We start from the raw sequence: 15,835 nt of genomic DNA, 5'->3' as shown, positions 1-15,835 counted from the left end.
TCTCAATGAAATGAGAATCATTGTCAAAACCACGAACGCGCGAGGCGACGGATGTGGGCCTTCGTTCGTCAGCGCCGCGGGTGTGGAGCTTCGGTCCCCTTCCGGGGGGCGGAGGGGACCGAACGCCCACACGTGAGCGCCAGAGAGCCGAACGCCCACAGGCGCCGCTAGAAGCCGTACGTCAGCAGCGGCGGAGGGCCGCCCGTGGTGAGCGAGCTGAGCACCACGAGCTCGTGCGGCACGACGGGGTCGGGCAGCTGGTCGAGCGGGAACCAGCGCAGCTCGGCGGCCTTGTCGGGCTCGACGAGCCGCGGTTCCCCGCGCCAGCGCCGGCACGCGAAGAAGAAGTCGGCCCGCTGGTCGATCCAGCCGCCCGGCCCGGTCCGGTGCATGCCGCACAGCGGCTCGAGGTCTGCCGGGTCGACCTCAAGGCCGAGCTCCTCCCGGGTCTCGCGCCGCGCCGCGTCGACCATGGACTCGCCCTGCTCGACGTGACCGGCCGCCGCGCAGGCCCAGTGCTCGTCGAGGTAGCCGGTGCCGCGGCGCAGCTGCAGCAGCACCTCCTCGCCCCGGTCGCCCGCGCGGCGAAAGACGACGTACGCGGCGGGCACCACCTGGAAGCGGAGCCCGAGCGTCAGGAACGTGCTGTGTCGGCTCGAGACGTACTCGCCGAACGGCCCGCACGGGCGGAAACCGGCCGAGGCGTAGAGCGCCCGCGCGGGCTCGAAGGCCGCCATCGACCCGGTCTCGAGGCTGATCCGGGTCTCCCCACGGGTGCCGGCCGTCGCGATGAGGTGCGTAAGGATCGCCCGCCCGACGCCGCATCCGCGGGCCGCCTCGGCGACGTGCATCGACTTGAGCTCCGCATGCCCCGGCTCGAGCGCGCGCAACGCGCCGATGCCGAGCAGCGTGCCGCCGTCGGCCGCCGTCGCACCGAAGACCGACACGTCCGCGCCCGCCAGCCCGTCCGCCTCGAGCGCGTGCACGTCCTCCGGCGGGCTGTGCCGGTGCACGAACGCGAGGTGGGCGTGAACGAGCGCCCGCACCTGCGCGGCGGCCGGGTCCACCGGGCGCACCCGGATGTCGTGGCGGGGCGTCGAGGTCATCGCCCGAGTCTGGCGCAGCCAGCGGCCCAGCGCGGCCCAGCGCGGCGGAGCCGGCCTCGCCGCGCCAGCGGGCCCCGTGGGTGCGCGGCTAAGGTCGTGCCCGGCACAGCGTTGACTTCGGCAAGGGAATCGAGCAGCACCATGACGAGCACGTCCTCAGTGGTCCACGTCACCAGCGCGCCGGCAGGCTCGCCGGCGGCCGAGCTGACCCCCGGTGTCCTGCGCGGCCTCGCCGCCGCGTTCACCGCCGACCCGACCGCAGTGCGCACGCAGAACGCCGTCACGCGCGCGGGCCTCGAGCTGGTCGCGGTCAACCACGCCCGCCAGGTCTCGCTCTCGACCACGATGTCGCACCGGCTCGACGACTGGGGCGTCGCCAACCAGAAGAAGTCCGGGCGCTGCTGGCTGTTCGCGGCCCTGAACCTGTTCCGCTTCGGCGCGCGCGCCGAGCTCGGCGTCAAGCAGTTCGAGTTCTCCCAGAGTCACGCGATGTTCTGGGACAAGCTCGAGCGCGTCAACTACTTCCTGGCCGACATGGTCGCGACCGCCGACCGGCCCGTCGACGACCGCCTCGTCTCGTTCCTGCTCGCCGAGGTCGTCGGCGACGGCGGCCAGTGGAACATGGCCACGAACGTGTTCCTCAAGCACGGCGTCGTGCCGAAGGAGGCCATGCCGGAGACGGAGTCCTCGGGCAACACCGCCGTGCTCAACCGATCCCTGCGCTCGCTGCTGCGCCGGGCCGCCCGGACGCTGCGCGAGCTGCTCGCCGACGGCGCGACCCCGGCCGCCGTCGACGCCGCGCGCGCCCAGGTCGTCACCGACGCGTACCGGATCCTCGCGATCCATCTCGGCACCCCGCCGTCGTCGTTCGACTGGCAGTGGCGCGACGACGCGGGCGAGTTCCACCGCGACGGCGAGATCACGCCCCAGGAGTTCTTCGCGAAGTACGTGACCATCCCCGTGAGCGAGTACGTCTGCCTCGTCGACGACCCGCGCCCGGAGCACCCGAAGGGTGCCACGCTCACGATCGAGCACCTCGGCAACGTCGTCGGCGGCGACCGTGTGCTGTACCTCAACGCCGAGATCTCGGTCATGAAGCGCCTCGCGATGGAGGCGATCGTCGGCGGCGAGCCGGTGTGGTTCGGCTGCGACGTGAGCCAGCAGATGCTCCGTAAGGAGGGCCTGTGGGCGGCCGACCTGCTCGACCTGGACGGCGTCTACGGCGCCGAGCTGTCCATGGACAAGGAGGACCGGGTGCGCTTCGGCGAGTCGCTCATGACGCACGCGATGCTGCTCACCGGCGTCGATGTCGTCGACGGGATCCCGCGCCGCTGGCGCGTCGAGAACTCCTGGGGCGAGGAGGGCGGCGAGAAGGGGTTCTACACCATGGAGGACTCCTGGTTCGACGAGTACGTCTTCGAGGTGGCGGTGCGCACGTCGGCACTGCCGGACGCCTACCGCGCCGCGCTGGCCGTCGAGCCGCTCGCGCTCGCCGCCTGGGACCCGATGGGCGCGCTGGCCTGACGGCGGCCGGGGGCGCGCGCCGGTAGCCTGGTGCGTCCGCCCCCGCCAGCCAGGCGGGGCCCCTGCCGAAGGTGAATATCTCCGTGGCTGCGCCCTCTCGTCTCGACTCCGTCATCTCCCTGGCCAAGCGCCGTGGTTTCGTCTTCCCCGCGGGAGAGATCTACGGCGGCACCCGGTCCGCCTGGGACTACGGTCCGCTCGGCGTCGAGCTGAAGGAGAACATCAAGCGGCAGTGGTGGCGCACGATGGTCACGAGCCGCGACGACATCGTCGGGCTCGACTCCTCGGTCATCCTGCCCCGCAAGGTGTGGGAGGCCTCCGGGCACGTCGGGGTCTTCACCGACCCGCTCACCGAGTGCACGAGCTGCCACAAGCGCTTCCGCGCGGACCACCTGATCGAGGGCTACGCCGAGAAGAAGGGCCGCGAGCCCGAGAACGGCATCGCCGACATCGCCTGCCCGAACTGCGGCACGCGCGGCGCCTGGACCGAGCCGCGCGACTTCAACATGATGCTCAAGACCTACCTCGGACCCGTCGAGGAGGAGTCCGGCCTGCACTACCTGCGGCCCGAGACGGCCCAGGGCATCTTCGTGAACTTCGCCAACGTCGTGACGACGAGCCGCAAGAAGCCGCCGTTCGGCATCGGCCAGATCGGCAAGTCCTTCCGCAACGAGATCACGCCCGGAAACTTCATCTTCCGCACGCGCGAGTTCGAGCAGATGGAGATGGAGTTCTTCGTCGAGCCCGGCACGGACGAGACGTGGCACCAGTACTGGATCGACGCGCGCACCGACTGGTACACGGGCCTGGGCATCTCGCCCGAGAACCTGCGCCACTTCGAGCACCCGCAGGAGAAGCTGTCGCACTACTCCAAGCGGACGGTCGACATCGAGTACCGGTTCGGCTTCCAGGGCAGCGAGTGGGGCGAGCTCGAGGGCGTCGCGAACCGCACCGACTTCGACCTCAAGACGCACACCGAGCACTCGGGCGTCGACCTGTCGTACTTCGACCAGGCCAAGAACGAGCGCTGGGTCCCGTACGTGATCGAGCCGGCCGCCGGCCTGACGCGCTCGCTGATGGCGTTCCTCGTCGAGGCGTACACCGAGGACGAGGCGCCCAACACCAAGGGCGGCGTCGACGTGCGCACGGTGCTCAAGCTCGACCCGCGGCTGGCGCCGGTCAAGGCCGCCGTGCTCCCGCTCTCGCGGAACGAGGCCCTGTCACCCAAGGCGCGCGACCTCGCGGCCGAGCTGCGGGGGCACTGGAACGTCGAGTTCGACGACGCCGGCGCGATCGGCCGCCGGTACCGCCGCCAGGACGAGATCGGCACGCCGTTCTGCATCACGGTCGACTTCGACACGCTCGACGACCAGGCCGTCACGATCCGCCACCGCGACTCGATGGCGCAGGAGCGCGTCGCCCTGACCCAGGTCGCCGAGTACCTCGGCGCCCGCCTCCTGGGCTGCTGACCGAGGGGATTCACCGCCGGCGGCGGCGGTACGCGACACTGGGGGAGTGACCGCTTCCTCCACGCGACTGCTGCCGCCCCTGCGGATCGGCCCGCTGACCGTCGACACGCCCGTCGTGCTCGCGCCGATGGCCGGGGTCACTAACGCCGCGTTCCGGCGCCTGTGCCGCGAGAGCGGCGCCGGCCTGTACGTCGCGGAGATGGTCACGTCCCGCGCGCTCGTCGAACGCGGCGAGGAGTCGCTGCGGATCATCGCGCACGAGCCCGACGAGCGGCCCCGCTCGGTGCAGATCTACGGCGTCGACCCCGCGACCGTCGGCGCCGCGGTACACATGATCGCGTCCGAGGACCGCGCCGACCACATCGACCTCAACTTCGGCTGCCCCGTCCCGAAGGTCACGCGCAAGGGCGGCGGGGCGGTGCTGCCCTGGAAGCGGGACCTGTTCACCTCGATCGTGCGCTCCGCCGTCGACGCCGCCGCCCCCTTCGGCGTGCCCGTCACCCTCAAGATGCGCAAGGGGATCGACGACGGCCACCTCACCTATCTCGAGGCGGGCCGGATCGCGCAAGACGTCGGGATCGCGGCGGTCGCGCTGCACGCGCGGACCGCGGCCGACTACTACTCCGGCACGGCCGACTGGGCCGCGATCGCGGCCCTCAAGCAGGCCGTCACCGACATCCCGGTGCTCGGCAACGGCGACATCTGGTCCGCCGAGGACGCGGTGGCGATGGTCGCGCAGACCGGGTGCGACGGCGTCGTCGTCGGCCGGGGCTGCCAGGGCCGGCCGTGGCTGTTCGCCGACCTCGCCGCGGCGTTCGCCGGTTCGGACGTGCGCGTGCGGCCCGGCGTGCGCGAGGTCGCCGCCGTCGTGCACCGACACGCGGAGCTCATGGTCGAGCACTTCGGCGAGCAGTCCAAGGCGCTGCGCGAGATGCGCAAGCACATGGCCTGGTACTTCAAGGGCTACATCGTCGGCGGAGACCTGCGCCGGTCGTTCGGGCTGGTCTCGACGTTGACCGAGCTCGAGGACCTGCTCGCCCAGCTCGACCTCGACCAGCCCTACCCCGGCGAGCCGGCCGAGGGCCCGCGCGGGCGCGCCGGCTCGCCCAAGCGGGTGTCCCTGCCCGAGGGCTGGCTCGACTCGCGCGACCTCAGCGAGGATTTCCGGCGCGCGCTGCACGAGGCCGAGCTCAGCGTCTCGGGGGGCTAGACCAGCTCGAGCGCCTAGACCAGCTCCGCCCAGACCGTCGTGTCGGTGGGCACGAGCGTGACGCCGTCGGCGGCGACCAGCGGCGCGCTGGCGTGCAGCACGGTGACGCCCGCCGGCAGCGGGACGGGGTGGGCGCCGAGGTTCGTCAGCACGAGCACCCCGGCGTTGACGAACGCCAGCACCCACCGCGGGTCGAACCCGAGCGTGACGTCCGCCCACGCGAGCGAGCCGGACCCGAGCCCGAGCTCGCGCCGCAGCCGCAGCGTGGTGCGGTAGCTCTCGAACGTCGAGCCCGCCATGCCGCGCTGCGCGTCGAGCGCGTACGCGGCCCAGTTCGCGGGCTGCGGGAGCCAGGTCGCGCCGGTGGGGGAGAAGCCGAAGCCCGCGCTGCCCGCCTCCCAGGGCAGCGGGACGCGGCAGCCGTCGCGCCCGCGCTCGGTGTAGCCCGAGCGCCACCACGACGGGTCCTGGCGCAGGTCGTCGTCGAGGGCGGTGTGCTCGGGCAGGCCGAGCTCCTCGCCCTGGTACAGGTACGCCGAGCCAGGCAGCCCGAGCATGAGCAGCGACGCGGCGCCGGCGCGGCGCAGCCCGAGCGCCTCGTCGGGCTGCTCGTCCTGCGCGCCGATGCCCGTGGGGCGCGAGCCGGCGTCGGCCAGGCCGAGGCGGGAGGTGTGCCGCACGACGTCGTGGTTCGAGAGCACCCAGGTCGTCGGCGCGCCGACGGCGTCGTTCGCGACAAGGGAGGCGGTGAGCACGGGCCGCAGGGCGACGGCGTCCCAGCGCGTCGCGAGGAACGCGAAGTTGAACGCCTGGTGCATCTCGTCCGGGCGCACGTAGTCGGCCAGGTGCTCGAGCGGCTCGACCCACGCCTCGGCGACCAGCGCGCGGTCGCCGTCGTACTCGGCCAGCACCCGGTGCCACGCGCGGTAGATCTCGTGCACGCCGTCCTGGTCGAACATCGGCCCGTGGTCGCCGACCTTGCGGTCGCCGGGGGCCGCGGTGCTGCCCTCGATCATCGCGGCCTGGCCGTCCCAGTCGGGCAGGCCGGGCTCCTTGACGAGACCGTGCGCGACGTCGACGCGGAACCCGTCGACGCCCTTGTCGAGCCAGAACCGCAGCACGTCCTCGAACTCGTCCCGCACCTGCGGGTTCTCCCAGTCGAGGTCCGGCTGCCGCGTGTCGAACAGGTGCAGGTACCACTGGCCGTCGGGGAGGCGGGTCCAGGCGGGGCCGCCGAACAGGGACTCCCAGTTGTTCGGCGGCTCGGCCCCGTCCGCCCCTTTGCCCTCGCGGAACAAGTAGCGGGCGCGTTCGGGGCTGCCGGGCGCGGCGGCGAGCGCGGCCTGGAACCAGACGTGCTCGTCCGAGGTGTGGTTGGGCACGAGGTCGACGACGACCCGCAGCCCGAGCGCGTGGGCCCCCGCCAGGAGCTCGTCGAAGTCGGCGAGCGTCCCGAACAGCGGGTCGACGTCGCGGTAGTCCGCGACGTCGTACCCCGCGTCGGCCTGGGGCGACCGGTAGAACGGCGACAGCCAGATCGCGTCGACGCCGAGCTCGACGAGGTGGTCCAGGCGCGCCGTGATCCCGGGCAGGTCGCCGATGCCGTCACCGGAGGCGTCGGCGAACGAGCGCGGGTAGATCTGGTAGATGACGGCGTGCCGCCACCACTGCCCCGGCTCTGCGCGCGGCGCGTGCACGAGCGGGGCGTGGGTCAGCGCCGCGCGGGCGTGCGCGGCGGGTGCGGGCGTCGGGGTCTGTGCGGTCACTGGGGGATCCTGGGTTCGCTCGGGGGTGGAGGTCAGGCGGGGACGGGTGCGGAGCCGGTCGAGCCTCGCACGATGAGCTCGGGGTAGAAGAGCAGCTCGGTGCGTGGGCCGCGGGTGCCGTCGATCTCGGCGTCGAGCGTGGTGACGGCCGCCGCGCCCATCGCGGCCAGCGGCTGGCGCACGGTCGTCAGGGGAGGGTCCGTGAACGCCATCAGCGGCGAGTCGTCGAAGCCGACGATCGACACGTCGCCCGGCACGCTCAGGCCGCGGGCGCGCGCCGCGCGGATCGCGCCGAGCGCCATGAGGTCCGACCCGCACACGATCGCGGTGTGGCCCGAGGCGATGAGCTCGGAGGCCGCGGCCTGGCCGCCCTCGACGGTGAAGAGCGTGGACACGATGTGCGGCGCGACGTCGTCGACGCCGAGCTGCCGGCGCAGGTTCTCGGCGAACCCGACGACCTTGCGCTGCGCGGGCACGAACCGGTCGGGACCGATCGCGAGCCCGATGCCGCGGTGCCCGAGCGACGTCAGGTGCCGGACCGCGAGATCCATCGCGGCGCCGTCGTCGGTGGAGATGAAGGGGGCGTCGACGCCCTCGGCGTAGCCGTTGATCAGCACGATCGGCAGGCCCTGGCTGCGCAGCGCGTGGTAGCGCTCGCGGCTCGCGGAGGTGTCGGCGTGCAGGCCGGAGACGAACACGATGCCGTCGACGTCGCGGTCGAGCAGCATCTCGATGTACTCGTCCTCGGTCGTGCCGCCCGGGGCCTGCGTGCACAGCAGTGGCGTGTACCCGCGGGCCGCGAGCATCGACTCGATCGACTGCGCGATCGCGGGGAACACCGGGTTGGTGAGCTCGGGGACGATCAGCCCGACCAGGCCCGCGGATCGCAGCCGCAGCTTCTCCGGCCGCGCGTACCCGAGCATGTCCAGCGCCGCGAGCACGGACTGGCGGGTCTGCGCGGAGACGCCGGGCTTGCCGTTGAGCACCCGCGAGACGGTCGCCGTGCTGACGTCGGCCTGGTTGGCGACGTCGGTCAGGCGGGTGCGGGCGGGCGGGACCGTGGCGGACATGGGGCCTTCTTCTCTGCTGCGGGTGAGCTCGGCTTGCCAGGGTAGGAGAAGCGGGCCTGAAACCGTTGCCTGAAAGTTACCGCAACAGGTTGCAGACCCGCGAATTGCGGGTTAGCGTCGTGCCATCCGGACCAGCGCGGGGCGGCTTGGCCCCCCGGCGCCGGTCGCAGCATCCCATCGCTTGGAGACCACGATGCGACGAAGCATCACATTCGCGGCTGTGCTGGGCACCTCGCTCGCCCTTGCCGCCTGCTCGGGCTCGACCTCCGGGTCCGACGACGCGTCCGACGGCGCGGCCACCGAGGCCGCCGACGGCGGCACGCTCACGATCTGGGTCGACGAGACCCGCAAGCCCGCGGTCGAGGCGGCCGCCGCCTCGTTCGAGGAGGAGACCGGCGCGACCGTCGAGCTCGTGCTCAAGAACTTCGACGACATCCGCGCGGACTTCCTCGCGCAGGTCCCGACGGGCGAGGGCCCCGACATCACCGTCGGCGCCCACGACTGGCTCGGCGAGATGACGTCCAACGGCGTCGTCGCGCCCATCGAGCTCGGCGACAAGGCGAGCGAGTTCGAGCCCGTCTCGATCGAGGCGTTCACCCAGGACGGGCAGGTCTACGGCCTGCCGTACGCCGTCGAGAACATCGCGCTCATCCGCAACACCGCGCTGGCCGCCACCGCGCCCGCCACCTGGGCCGACGCCGTCGCCGCCGGGCAGGCCACCGGCTCGAAGTACCCGATCCTGCTGCAGGTCAGCGAAAAGGGCGACCCGTACACGATGTACCCGCTGCAGACGTCGTTCGGCGCCCCGGTCTTCACTCAGAACGAGGACGGCTCGTACGCGGCCGACCTCGCGCTCGGCGGCGAGGCGGGCACGAGCTTCGCGAGCTTCCTCGCCGCGCAGAGCGCCGCCAAGGTGCTCGACACCGCGATCACGTACGACATCGCGGTCGCGGCGTTCGCCGCGGGCGAGTCGCCGTACATCATCGGCGGGCCGTGGATGCTCGAGAGCTTCCCGGGCCTCGACCTCGCGATCGACCCGATCCCGAGCGCGGGTGGGCAGCCCGCCCAGCCGTTCGTGGGCGTCGCGGGCTTCTACGTGAACGCGCAGAGCGACAACGTCATCCTCGCTAACGACTTCCTGGTCAACTCAATGTCGACCGAGGACGCCCAGCTCGCGCTGTACGAGGCGGGCGACCGCCCGCCGGCGCTGACCGCCGCGGCCGACACCGCCTCGGCCGACCCGATCACGGCCGGCTTCCGCGCCGTCGGCGCAGACGCCGTCCCGATGCCGTCCATCCCCGAGATGGGGTCGGTCTGGTCCTACTGGGGCGTGACCGAGGCCGGCATCATCAGCGGCGCGTCGCCCGATCCCGCCGCCGCCTGGGACAAGATGGTCGCGGACATCCAGGGCGAGCTCGACGCGTCCTAGCGCACGCGCGCCGTGGCGCGCGGCCGGTGCCTGAGCATCGGCCGCGCGCCACGGCCCGGCGTTCGGCAGCACCCACCACGACGCAGGGTTGGCCCGACGGGCCCCCCGCACGGAGGTACCGATGAGCTCCCCCCAGTCGCCGCCGACGGACGCGCCCGCGCCCGCCCAGCCGCCGACCGTCCCCCCGACCCGGCGCGCGCGCCGCTCGCTCGGGCGCCGCGACGGCGCGCACGCCACGAACTTCTCCCGGGGGTACCTGCTCAAGCTCGTCCTGCTCGCGGTCGTCGACGCGCTCGGCGGCTACGTCGTGCTGGCGGCGTGGGCGCAGGGCTCCTTCGGCATCCTCTGGTCGATGGTCGCGCTGCTCGTCGCCGCGAACTACGTGTACTTCAGCCGCCGCGCGCTGCCGCTGAAGTACATCCTGCCGGGCCTGGCGTTCCTGCTCGTCTACCAGATCTTCGTCGTCCTGTTCACGGGCTTCGTCGCGTTCACCAACTACGGCGACGGCCACAACTCGACGAAATCCGACGCGATCGAGGCGCTGCTCATCCAGAACGAACGCCGCGTCGAGGGCTCGGACGCGTACCCGCTCACGGTGCTGGCCGACGGCGACGAGCTCGCCTTCGCGATCGTCACGTCCGACGGCGACGTCCGGGTCGGGCGGGCGCAGTCCCCGCTCGAGACCGTCGACGACGCCGTCGCGACCGACGACGTCGTCACCGCCGTGCCCGGGTACGAGATCCTCGACCGGCAGGCGATCCTGCAGCGCCAGGAGGACGTGACCACCCTCCGGGTCCCGGTCTCGAGCGACCCCTCCGACGGGTCGATCCGCACCCAGGACGCCCGCAGCGGCTACGTGTTCATCTCGACGCTGGACTACGACGCCGACGCGGACACGATGACGGACGCGACGACCGGGACCGTCTACCGGCCGAATGACGACGGGCAGTTCGAGTCCGCGGACGGGGACCAGCTCGCGGTGGGCTGGCGCGTCGTCGTCGGCTTCGACAACTTCGTCAAGGCGTTCGCGGACCCGCGCTACGCGTCGCCGTTCCTGAAGATCTTCGCCTGGACGATCGCGTTCGCGGCCCTGTCGGTGGTCTCGACGTTCCTGCTCGGGCTCTTCCTCGCGATGGTGTTCAACGACGAGCGGGTCCGGTTCCGCCGGATCTACCGCACGCTGATGATCCTGCCGTACGCCATCCCTGGCTTCCTGGCCGCACTGCTGTGGTCGGGGCTGCTCAATCGCCGGTTCGGGTTCATCAACCAGGTGCTGCTCGGCGGGGCGGAGATCGGCTGGCTGACCGACCCGTGGCTGGCCAAGCTCGCGGTGCTCGGGGTCAACCTGTGGCTCGGGTTCCCGTACATGTTCCTGATCTGCACCGGGGCCCTGCAGTCCATCCCCGGCGACGTCATGGAGGCCGCGAAGCTCGACGGGGCCGGCCCGATCCGGACCTGGCGGTCGGTCATCATGCCGCTGCTGCTGGTCTCGACCGCGCCGCTGCTGATCTCGTCGTTCGCCTTCAACTTCAACAACTTCACGCTCATCTACATGCTCACCGGCGGCGGGCCGCGGTTCGCCGACGCGTCCGTGCCGCTCGGGCACACCGACATCCTGATCTCGATGGTCTATTCGATCTCCGGGGTCGACGGCAACGCCGCCAAGGACTACGGGCTCGCGAGCGCGCTCTCGATCGTGATCTTCGTGATCGTCGGGACGATCTCCGCGCTCGCGTTCCGGCAGACCCGCAAGCTCGAGGAGATCAACTGACATGGCGACTCTCGCCGCGCGCACCGCGCCCCCCGTCGTCACGTCGCAGCGGCCGCTGAGCCGCCGGCGCTGGTTCGCCGAGATCGGCTGGCGGCACGTCGTCGGCGTCGCCGCCGTGATCTACGCGGGCTTCCCGATCGTCTACGTCGTCTCGGCCTCGCTCAGCGAGACCGGCACGCTCACGGGCTCGAACGAGCTGTTCGCGGACGTGAGCCTGGCGAACTACACCGCGCTGAACGGCACGCTGTTCTGGACCTGGATGGGCAACACCCTCGTGATCGCGATCGCGACGGCCGTCGGCACGGTGCTCATGGGCGCCGCGGCGGCGTACGCGTTCTCGCGGTTCCGGTTCACCGGGCGCCGGTTCGGGCTCACGGCGCTGCTCATCGTGCAGATGTTCCCGCAGATGCTCGCGTTCGTGTCGATCTTCCTGCTGCTGCTCGGGCTCGGGAACGTCGTGCCGATTCTCGGGCTCAACAGCACGCTCGCCCTGATCTGCGTGTACCTCGGCGGGGCGCTCGGGGTGAACACGTTCCTCATGTACGGCTTCTTCAACACGGTCCCGCGCGAGCTCGACGAGGCGGCCAAGCTCGACGGCGCGACGCACGCGCAGATCTACTGGACGATCATCCTGCGGCTGGTGGCGCCGATCCTGGCGGTCGTCGGGCTGCTCTCGTTCATCGCGAGCTTCGGCGAGTTCATCATCGCCCGGATCATCTTGCAGTCGGAGGACAACTGGACGCTCGCGGTCGGGCTGTACGGGTGGATCTCCCAGCTCCTCGAGGCCAACTGGGGCCTGTTCACCGCGGGCGCGGTCATCGCGGCGATCCCGGTGCTCCTGCTGTTCCTGTTCCTGCAGAAGTACATCGTCGGCGGCCTGACCGCGGGCTCGGTCAAGGGCTGACCGCTCCGCCGCCGAGTGCGGCGTTGTGGCGCCCGCCCAGCCTTGTCGGGGCTCAGAACGTCGCATTGGCCGCGCTGCCAACGTGGTTAGGGTTGCGCTCGTGCCCCCCGAGAGCCCCGCGCAGCGCGTGACCGAGTCCAGCACCCGCGCGTCCGCCCCGGTCGAGCTCGGCTACTCGCCCGCCGACCGCGCCCGCTGGGTGCTCGAAGAGCCCAAGTCCCGGGCCCGCAGCGCGTTCGAGCGCGATCGCGCGCGCATCGTGCACTCCTCCGCGCTGCGCCGCCTCGGCGCGAAGACGCAGGTGCTCGGCCCGTCGAGCGACGACTTCGTCCGGACCCGGCTGACCCACACGCTCGAGGTCGCGCAGGTCGGCCGCGAGCTCGGCAAGGCGCTGGGCTGCGACCCCGACGTCGTCGACACCGCCTGCCTCGCGCACGACCTCGGCCACCCGCCGTTCGGCCACAACGGCGAGCGCGCGCTCGCCGAGGCGAGCGCGGAGATCGGCGGCTTCGAGGGCAACGCGCAGACGCTGCGCCTGCTCACGCGCCTCGAACCGAAGGTCGTCGCGCCGGACGGTCGCGCCGTCGGCCTCAACCTGACCCGGGCGAGCCTCGACGCCTCGGTGAAGTACCCGTGGCGCGCGGGCGCGGGCCCGCTCCGGCTCGACGGCAGCGCCAACCCGAAGTTCGGGGTCTACGCCGACGACGAGCCGGTCTTCGAGTGGTTGCGCGCGGGCGCGCCGGACGGTCGGCAGTGCCTCGAGGCGCACGTGATGGACCTCGCGGACGACATCTCGTACTCGGTGCACGACGTCGAGGACGCCGTCGTCGGGGGTCGGCTCGACCTCGCGGTGCTGGAGCGGGACGAGGAGCGCGCGCGGGTCGTCGACCTCGTGCACGCCTGGTACGGCCGCGAGGTGAGCGCCGACGGGTTGCTCGCCGCGATGGACCGACTCACCGCGCTCGGGCTGTGGGGCCCGTCGTTCGACGGCTCCCGCGCCGCCCTCGCCGGGCTCAAGGACGCCACGAGCCAGCTCATCGGCCGGTTCGCCGGCGCGGCCGAGGAGGCCACCCGCGTTCGGTACGGGCCCGGTCCGCTCACGCGGTACGCGGCGTCGCTCGTCGTTCCGCACGGGACGCTCGCCGAGATCCTCGTGCTCAAGGGCCTCGCGGTCACGTACGTCATGGCGCCCCGCGAGCACGAGCCGCTTTACCAGCGCCAGCGCGAGATCATCCTGGACCTCGTCCGGGTCATCTCCGAGCGCTCGCCGCTCGCTCTCGAGACGCCGTTCGCGGCCGATTGGGCCGATGCCGCCGACGACGGCGCTCGCCTGCGGGTGGTCATCGATCAGGTCGCGTCGCTCACCGATGTGAGCGCGGCCGAGTGGCACGGGCGACTGGTCCCGCCGCCGCGGCGATGAGCCGGCCGCCCGCCGCCCGCCGGTTCCCGGTCCGCCCGCTGCGGGTCCGGCCTGTCGGCGCCGACGCCTAGACTCGCGCCGTGGCTGGACTGATCCGACGGGAAGACGTGGAGACGGTCCGCGAACGCGCCGCCATCGAAGACATCGTGGGCGCGCACGTCACGCTCAAGTCGGCGGGCGTGGGGTCGATGAAGGGCCTGTGCCCGTTCCACGACGAGCGGTCCCCGTCCTTCCACGTGCGCCCCCAGGTCGGCCGATGGCACTGCTTCGGCTGCGGTGAGGGCGGCGACGTCATCTCGTTCGTGCAGAAGATCGACGGACTGAGCTTCACCGACGCCGTCGAGTACCTGGCGAGCCGCATCGGCCTGACGCTGCAGTACGAGGAGGGCGGCGGCCCGCGCTCCGGCGTCGACACCGGGAGCCGCCGCCGCCTGCTCGACGCGCACGGCGTCGCGGCCCAGTTCTACGCCGAGCAGCTGACCTCGCCGGGCGCGGCCGCGGGCCGGGCCTTCCTGTCCGAGCGCGGGTTCGAGCGCTCGCACGCCGAGCAGTTCGGCATGGGCTTCGCCCCCCAGGGCTGGGACACGCTGCTCAAGCACCTGCGCGGGCGCGGCTTCACCGAGCCCGAGCTCGTCGCGTCGGGCCTGATGAGCCAGGGCAACCGCGGCATCTACGACCGCTTCCGCGGGCGGCTCATGTGGCCCATCCGCGAGGTGACGGGCGACGTTATCGGCTTCGGCGCGCGCAAGCTGTTCGACGAGGACCAGGGCCCGAAGTACCTGAACACCCCCGAGACTGCGCTCTACAAGAAGTCGCACGTGCTCTACGGGCTCGACCTGGCCAAGCGCGAGATCGCCAAGGCGCGCCAGGTCGTCGTCGTCGAGGGGTACACCGACGTCATGGCGGCGCACCTGTCGGGCGTGCCGACGGCGGTCGCCACCTGCGGCACCGCGTTCGGGTCCGACCACGCGAAGATCGTGCGCCGGCTGATCGGCGACGCGTCGGGGGTCGGGGGCATCCAGCTGTCCTCGGGCGCGTCCGTCGGCGGCGAGATCATCTTCACGTTCGACGGCGACGCCGCCGGGCAGAAGGCCGCGATGCGCGCGTTCGGCGAAGACCAGAGCTTCTCGGCGCAGACGTTCGTCGCGGTCGAGCCGAGCGGCATGGACCCGTGCGAGCTGCGCCAGGCGCGCGGGCCCGACGCCGTGCGCGCGCTCGTCGAGGGCCGCACGCCGCTGTTCGAGTTCGTGATCCGCACGACGCTCACCTCGTTCGACCTCAACACCGTCGAGGGCCGGGTCGGCGCGCTGCGCGCGGCGGCGCCGGTGGTGGCCGGCATCCGCGACGCCGGGCTGCGGCCCGAGTACGCTCGCATGCTCGCCGGCTGGATCGGGATGGACCAGGACACGGTGCGCCGCGAGGTGCAGGCAGCGAGCCGGTCGACGCCGGGCTCGGGCTCGGGCGCGCCCGGCGGCTCTTCGACGCGCCGCCACGCGGGCCCCGGGGCCGACGCCGCGGCGTCGGGCTCGCGGGCCGGCGGCCAGCCCGAGCGCCCGGGCTCGGGCGCCATGGCTCGCGGCGGATCGTTGCCCGACCGGCGCGACCCGGTGGCGCGCCTGGAGGCCCAGACGCTCGAGGTTGCCCTGCAGCAGGCGCACCTGGTGCCCCCGGAGTTCGATGCGCTCGGCGCCGACGCGTTCGCCGTGCCCGCCTTCAGGGCCGTGCACGAGGCGATCCGGGCGGCGGGCGGCATGGCCAGCGCGCGCGAGCTCGTCGCTGGCCCCGGGGGAGCGACGGCGTGGGTCGAGAAGGTCAGCGACGAGGCCGCCGCGCCGGTCCGGTCGCTCGTGACGGAGCTCGCGGTCACGCCGCTGCCGGAGGACCGGCCGGCGTCGGTCGAGACCTACGTGCGCGGCGTCGTCGGCGCCCTCATCGACCTGGGCCTGACGCGCGAGATCGCGGACTCCCGCGGCCGGCTGCAGCGCATGGACCCCGACCGCGAGCCCGAGGCCTACCAGGCGGCGTTCGCGGCGCTGATCGCGAGCGAGAGCCGCCGGCGCGCGCTGCGTGCCGAAGGCTGACCTGGTGCGCCGCGGGGCCGGCGCGCCAGACTGATCCGCGTCGTCCGCCTCAACCCGCCCCCGCACGCCACGCCCCGCACGCGAC

The 15,835-nt window shown here is 72.5% G+C and carries 11 protein-coding genes; 8 read left to right on the top strand and 3 right to left on the bottom strand.

What is annotated here, in order from left to right; all coding sequences use genetic code 11:
- Positions 1-167 precede the first annotated feature (167 nt).
- Positions 168-1,106, bottom strand: coding sequence for a bifunctional GNAT family N-acetyltransferase/NUDIX hydrolase (locus tag J4E96_RS20330; RefSeq protein ID WP_319637683.1), 939 nt, complete (start codon positions 1,104-1,106; stop codon positions 168-170).
- 141 nt (positions 1,107-1,247) lie between these two features.
- Between J4E96_RS20330 and J4E96_RS13960 the strand changes: the two genes are divergently transcribed.
- The 3 genes from J4E96_RS13960 to dusB all read left to right on the top strand — a co-directional run bounded on the left by J4E96_RS13960 (position 1,248) and on the right by dusB (position 5,309).
- The gene (locus J4E96_RS13960) at positions 1,248-2,630 is read left to right on the top strand and encodes a C1 family peptidase (RefSeq protein ID WP_227422699.1); all 1,383 of its coding nucleotides are present in this window, start codon (positions 1,248-1,250) and stop codon (positions 2,628-2,630) included.
- Between the two features lie 83 nt (positions 2,631-2,713).
- The gene (locus tag J4E96_RS13955) at positions 2,714-4,099 is read left to right on the top strand and encodes a glycine--tRNA ligase (RefSeq protein WP_227422698.1); all 1,386 of its coding nucleotides are present in this window, start codon (positions 2,714-2,716) and stop codon (positions 4,097-4,099) included.
- A gap of 46 nt (positions 4,100-4,145) precedes the next feature.
- Complete coding sequence (dusB, locus tag J4E96_RS13950; protein ID WP_227422697.1) at positions 4,146-5,309, top strand: tRNA dihydrouridine synthase DusB; 1,164 nt, start codon at positions 4,146-4,148, stop codon at positions 5,307-5,309.
- 14 nt (positions 5,310-5,323) lie between these two features.
- On the opposite strand, the gene J4E96_RS13945 is transcribed toward dusB, so the two are convergent.
- Together J4E96_RS13945 and J4E96_RS13940 are read right to left on the bottom strand one after the other, a co-directional pair.
- Positions 5,324-7,075 carry a glycoside hydrolase family 13 protein gene (locus J4E96_RS13945; RefSeq protein WP_406619891.1) on the bottom strand — a complete coding sequence of 584 codons (1,752 nt, stop codon included), beginning with the start codon at positions 7,073-7,075 and terminating at the stop codon, positions 5,324-5,326.
- Between the two features lie 32 nt (positions 7,076-7,107).
- Positions 7,108-8,145, bottom strand: coding sequence for a LacI family DNA-binding transcriptional regulator (locus J4E96_RS13940; protein ID WP_227422696.1), 1,038 nt, complete (start codon positions 8,143-8,145; stop codon positions 7,108-7,110).
- 193 nt (positions 8,146-8,338) lie between these two features.
- Here J4E96_RS13940 and J4E96_RS13935 point away from each other — a divergent pair, with 193 nt between their 5' ends.
- From J4E96_RS13935 to dnaG, 5 genes are all read left to right on the top strand, one after another.
- A complete protein-coding gene (locus tag J4E96_RS13935; RefSeq protein ID WP_227422695.1) occupies positions 8,339-9,574 on the top strand; it encodes a sugar ABC transporter substrate-binding protein in 1,236 nt (411 codons plus the stop codon).
- A 121-nt stretch (positions 9,575-9,695) separates the two neighbouring features.
- Positions 9,696-11,345 carry an ABC transporter permease subunit gene (locus J4E96_RS13930; protein ID WP_227422694.1) on the top strand — a complete coding sequence of 550 codons (1,650 nt, stop codon included), beginning with the start codon at positions 9,696-9,698 and terminating at the stop codon, positions 11,343-11,345.
- Position 11,346: 1 nt separating this feature from the next.
- Positions 11,347-12,249, top strand: coding sequence for a sugar ABC transporter permease (locus tag J4E96_RS13925; RefSeq protein ID WP_227422693.1), 903 nt, complete (start codon positions 11,347-11,349; stop codon positions 12,247-12,249).
- 127 nt (positions 12,250-12,376) lie between these two features.
- A complete protein-coding gene (locus tag J4E96_RS13920) occupies positions 12,377-13,669 on the top strand; it encodes a deoxyguanosinetriphosphate triphosphohydrolase (protein ID WP_227425764.1) in 1,293 nt (430 codons plus the stop codon).
- 80 nt (positions 13,670-13,749) lie between these two features.
- Complete coding sequence (dnaG, locus tag J4E96_RS13915; RefSeq protein WP_227422692.1) at positions 13,750-15,750, top strand: DNA primase; 2,001 nt, start codon at positions 13,750-13,752, stop codon at positions 15,748-15,750.
- The last annotated feature ends 85 nt before the right edge of the window (positions 15,751-15,835 follow it).

The sequence above is a fragment of the Pengzhenrongella sicca genome (assembly GCF_017569225.1).
Classification (GTDB): domain Bacteria; phylum Actinomycetota; class Actinomycetes; order Actinomycetales; family Cellulomonadaceae; genus Pengzhenrongella; species Pengzhenrongella sicca.
This window is presented reverse-complemented; position numbering and strand designations above follow the sequence as displayed.

Coding starts and splice junctions, on each gene's coding strand:
- J4E96_RS13935 (WP_227422695.1), top strand. CDS start 8,339: ATGCGACGAAGCATCACATTCGCGGCTGTGCTGGGCACCTCGCTCGCC.
- J4E96_RS13925 (WP_227422693.1), top strand. CDS start 11,347: ATGGCGACTCTCGCCGCGCGCACCGCGCCCCCCGTCGTCACGTCGCAG.
- J4E96_RS13930 (WP_227422694.1), top strand. CDS start 9,696: ATGAGCTCCCCCCAGTCGCCGCCGACGGACGCGCCCGCGCCCGCCCAG.
- J4E96_RS13960 (WP_227422699.1), top strand. CDS start 1,248: ATGACGAGCACGTCCTCAGTGGTCCACGTCACCAGCGCGCCGGCAGGC.
- J4E96_RS13940 (WP_227422696.1), bottom strand. CDS start 8,145: ATGTCCGCCACGGTCCCGCCCGCCCGCACCCGCCTGACCGACGTCGCC.
- J4E96_RS20330 (WP_319637683.1), bottom strand. CDS start 1,106: ATGACCTCGACGCCCCGCCACGACATCCGGGTGCGCCCGGTGGACCCG.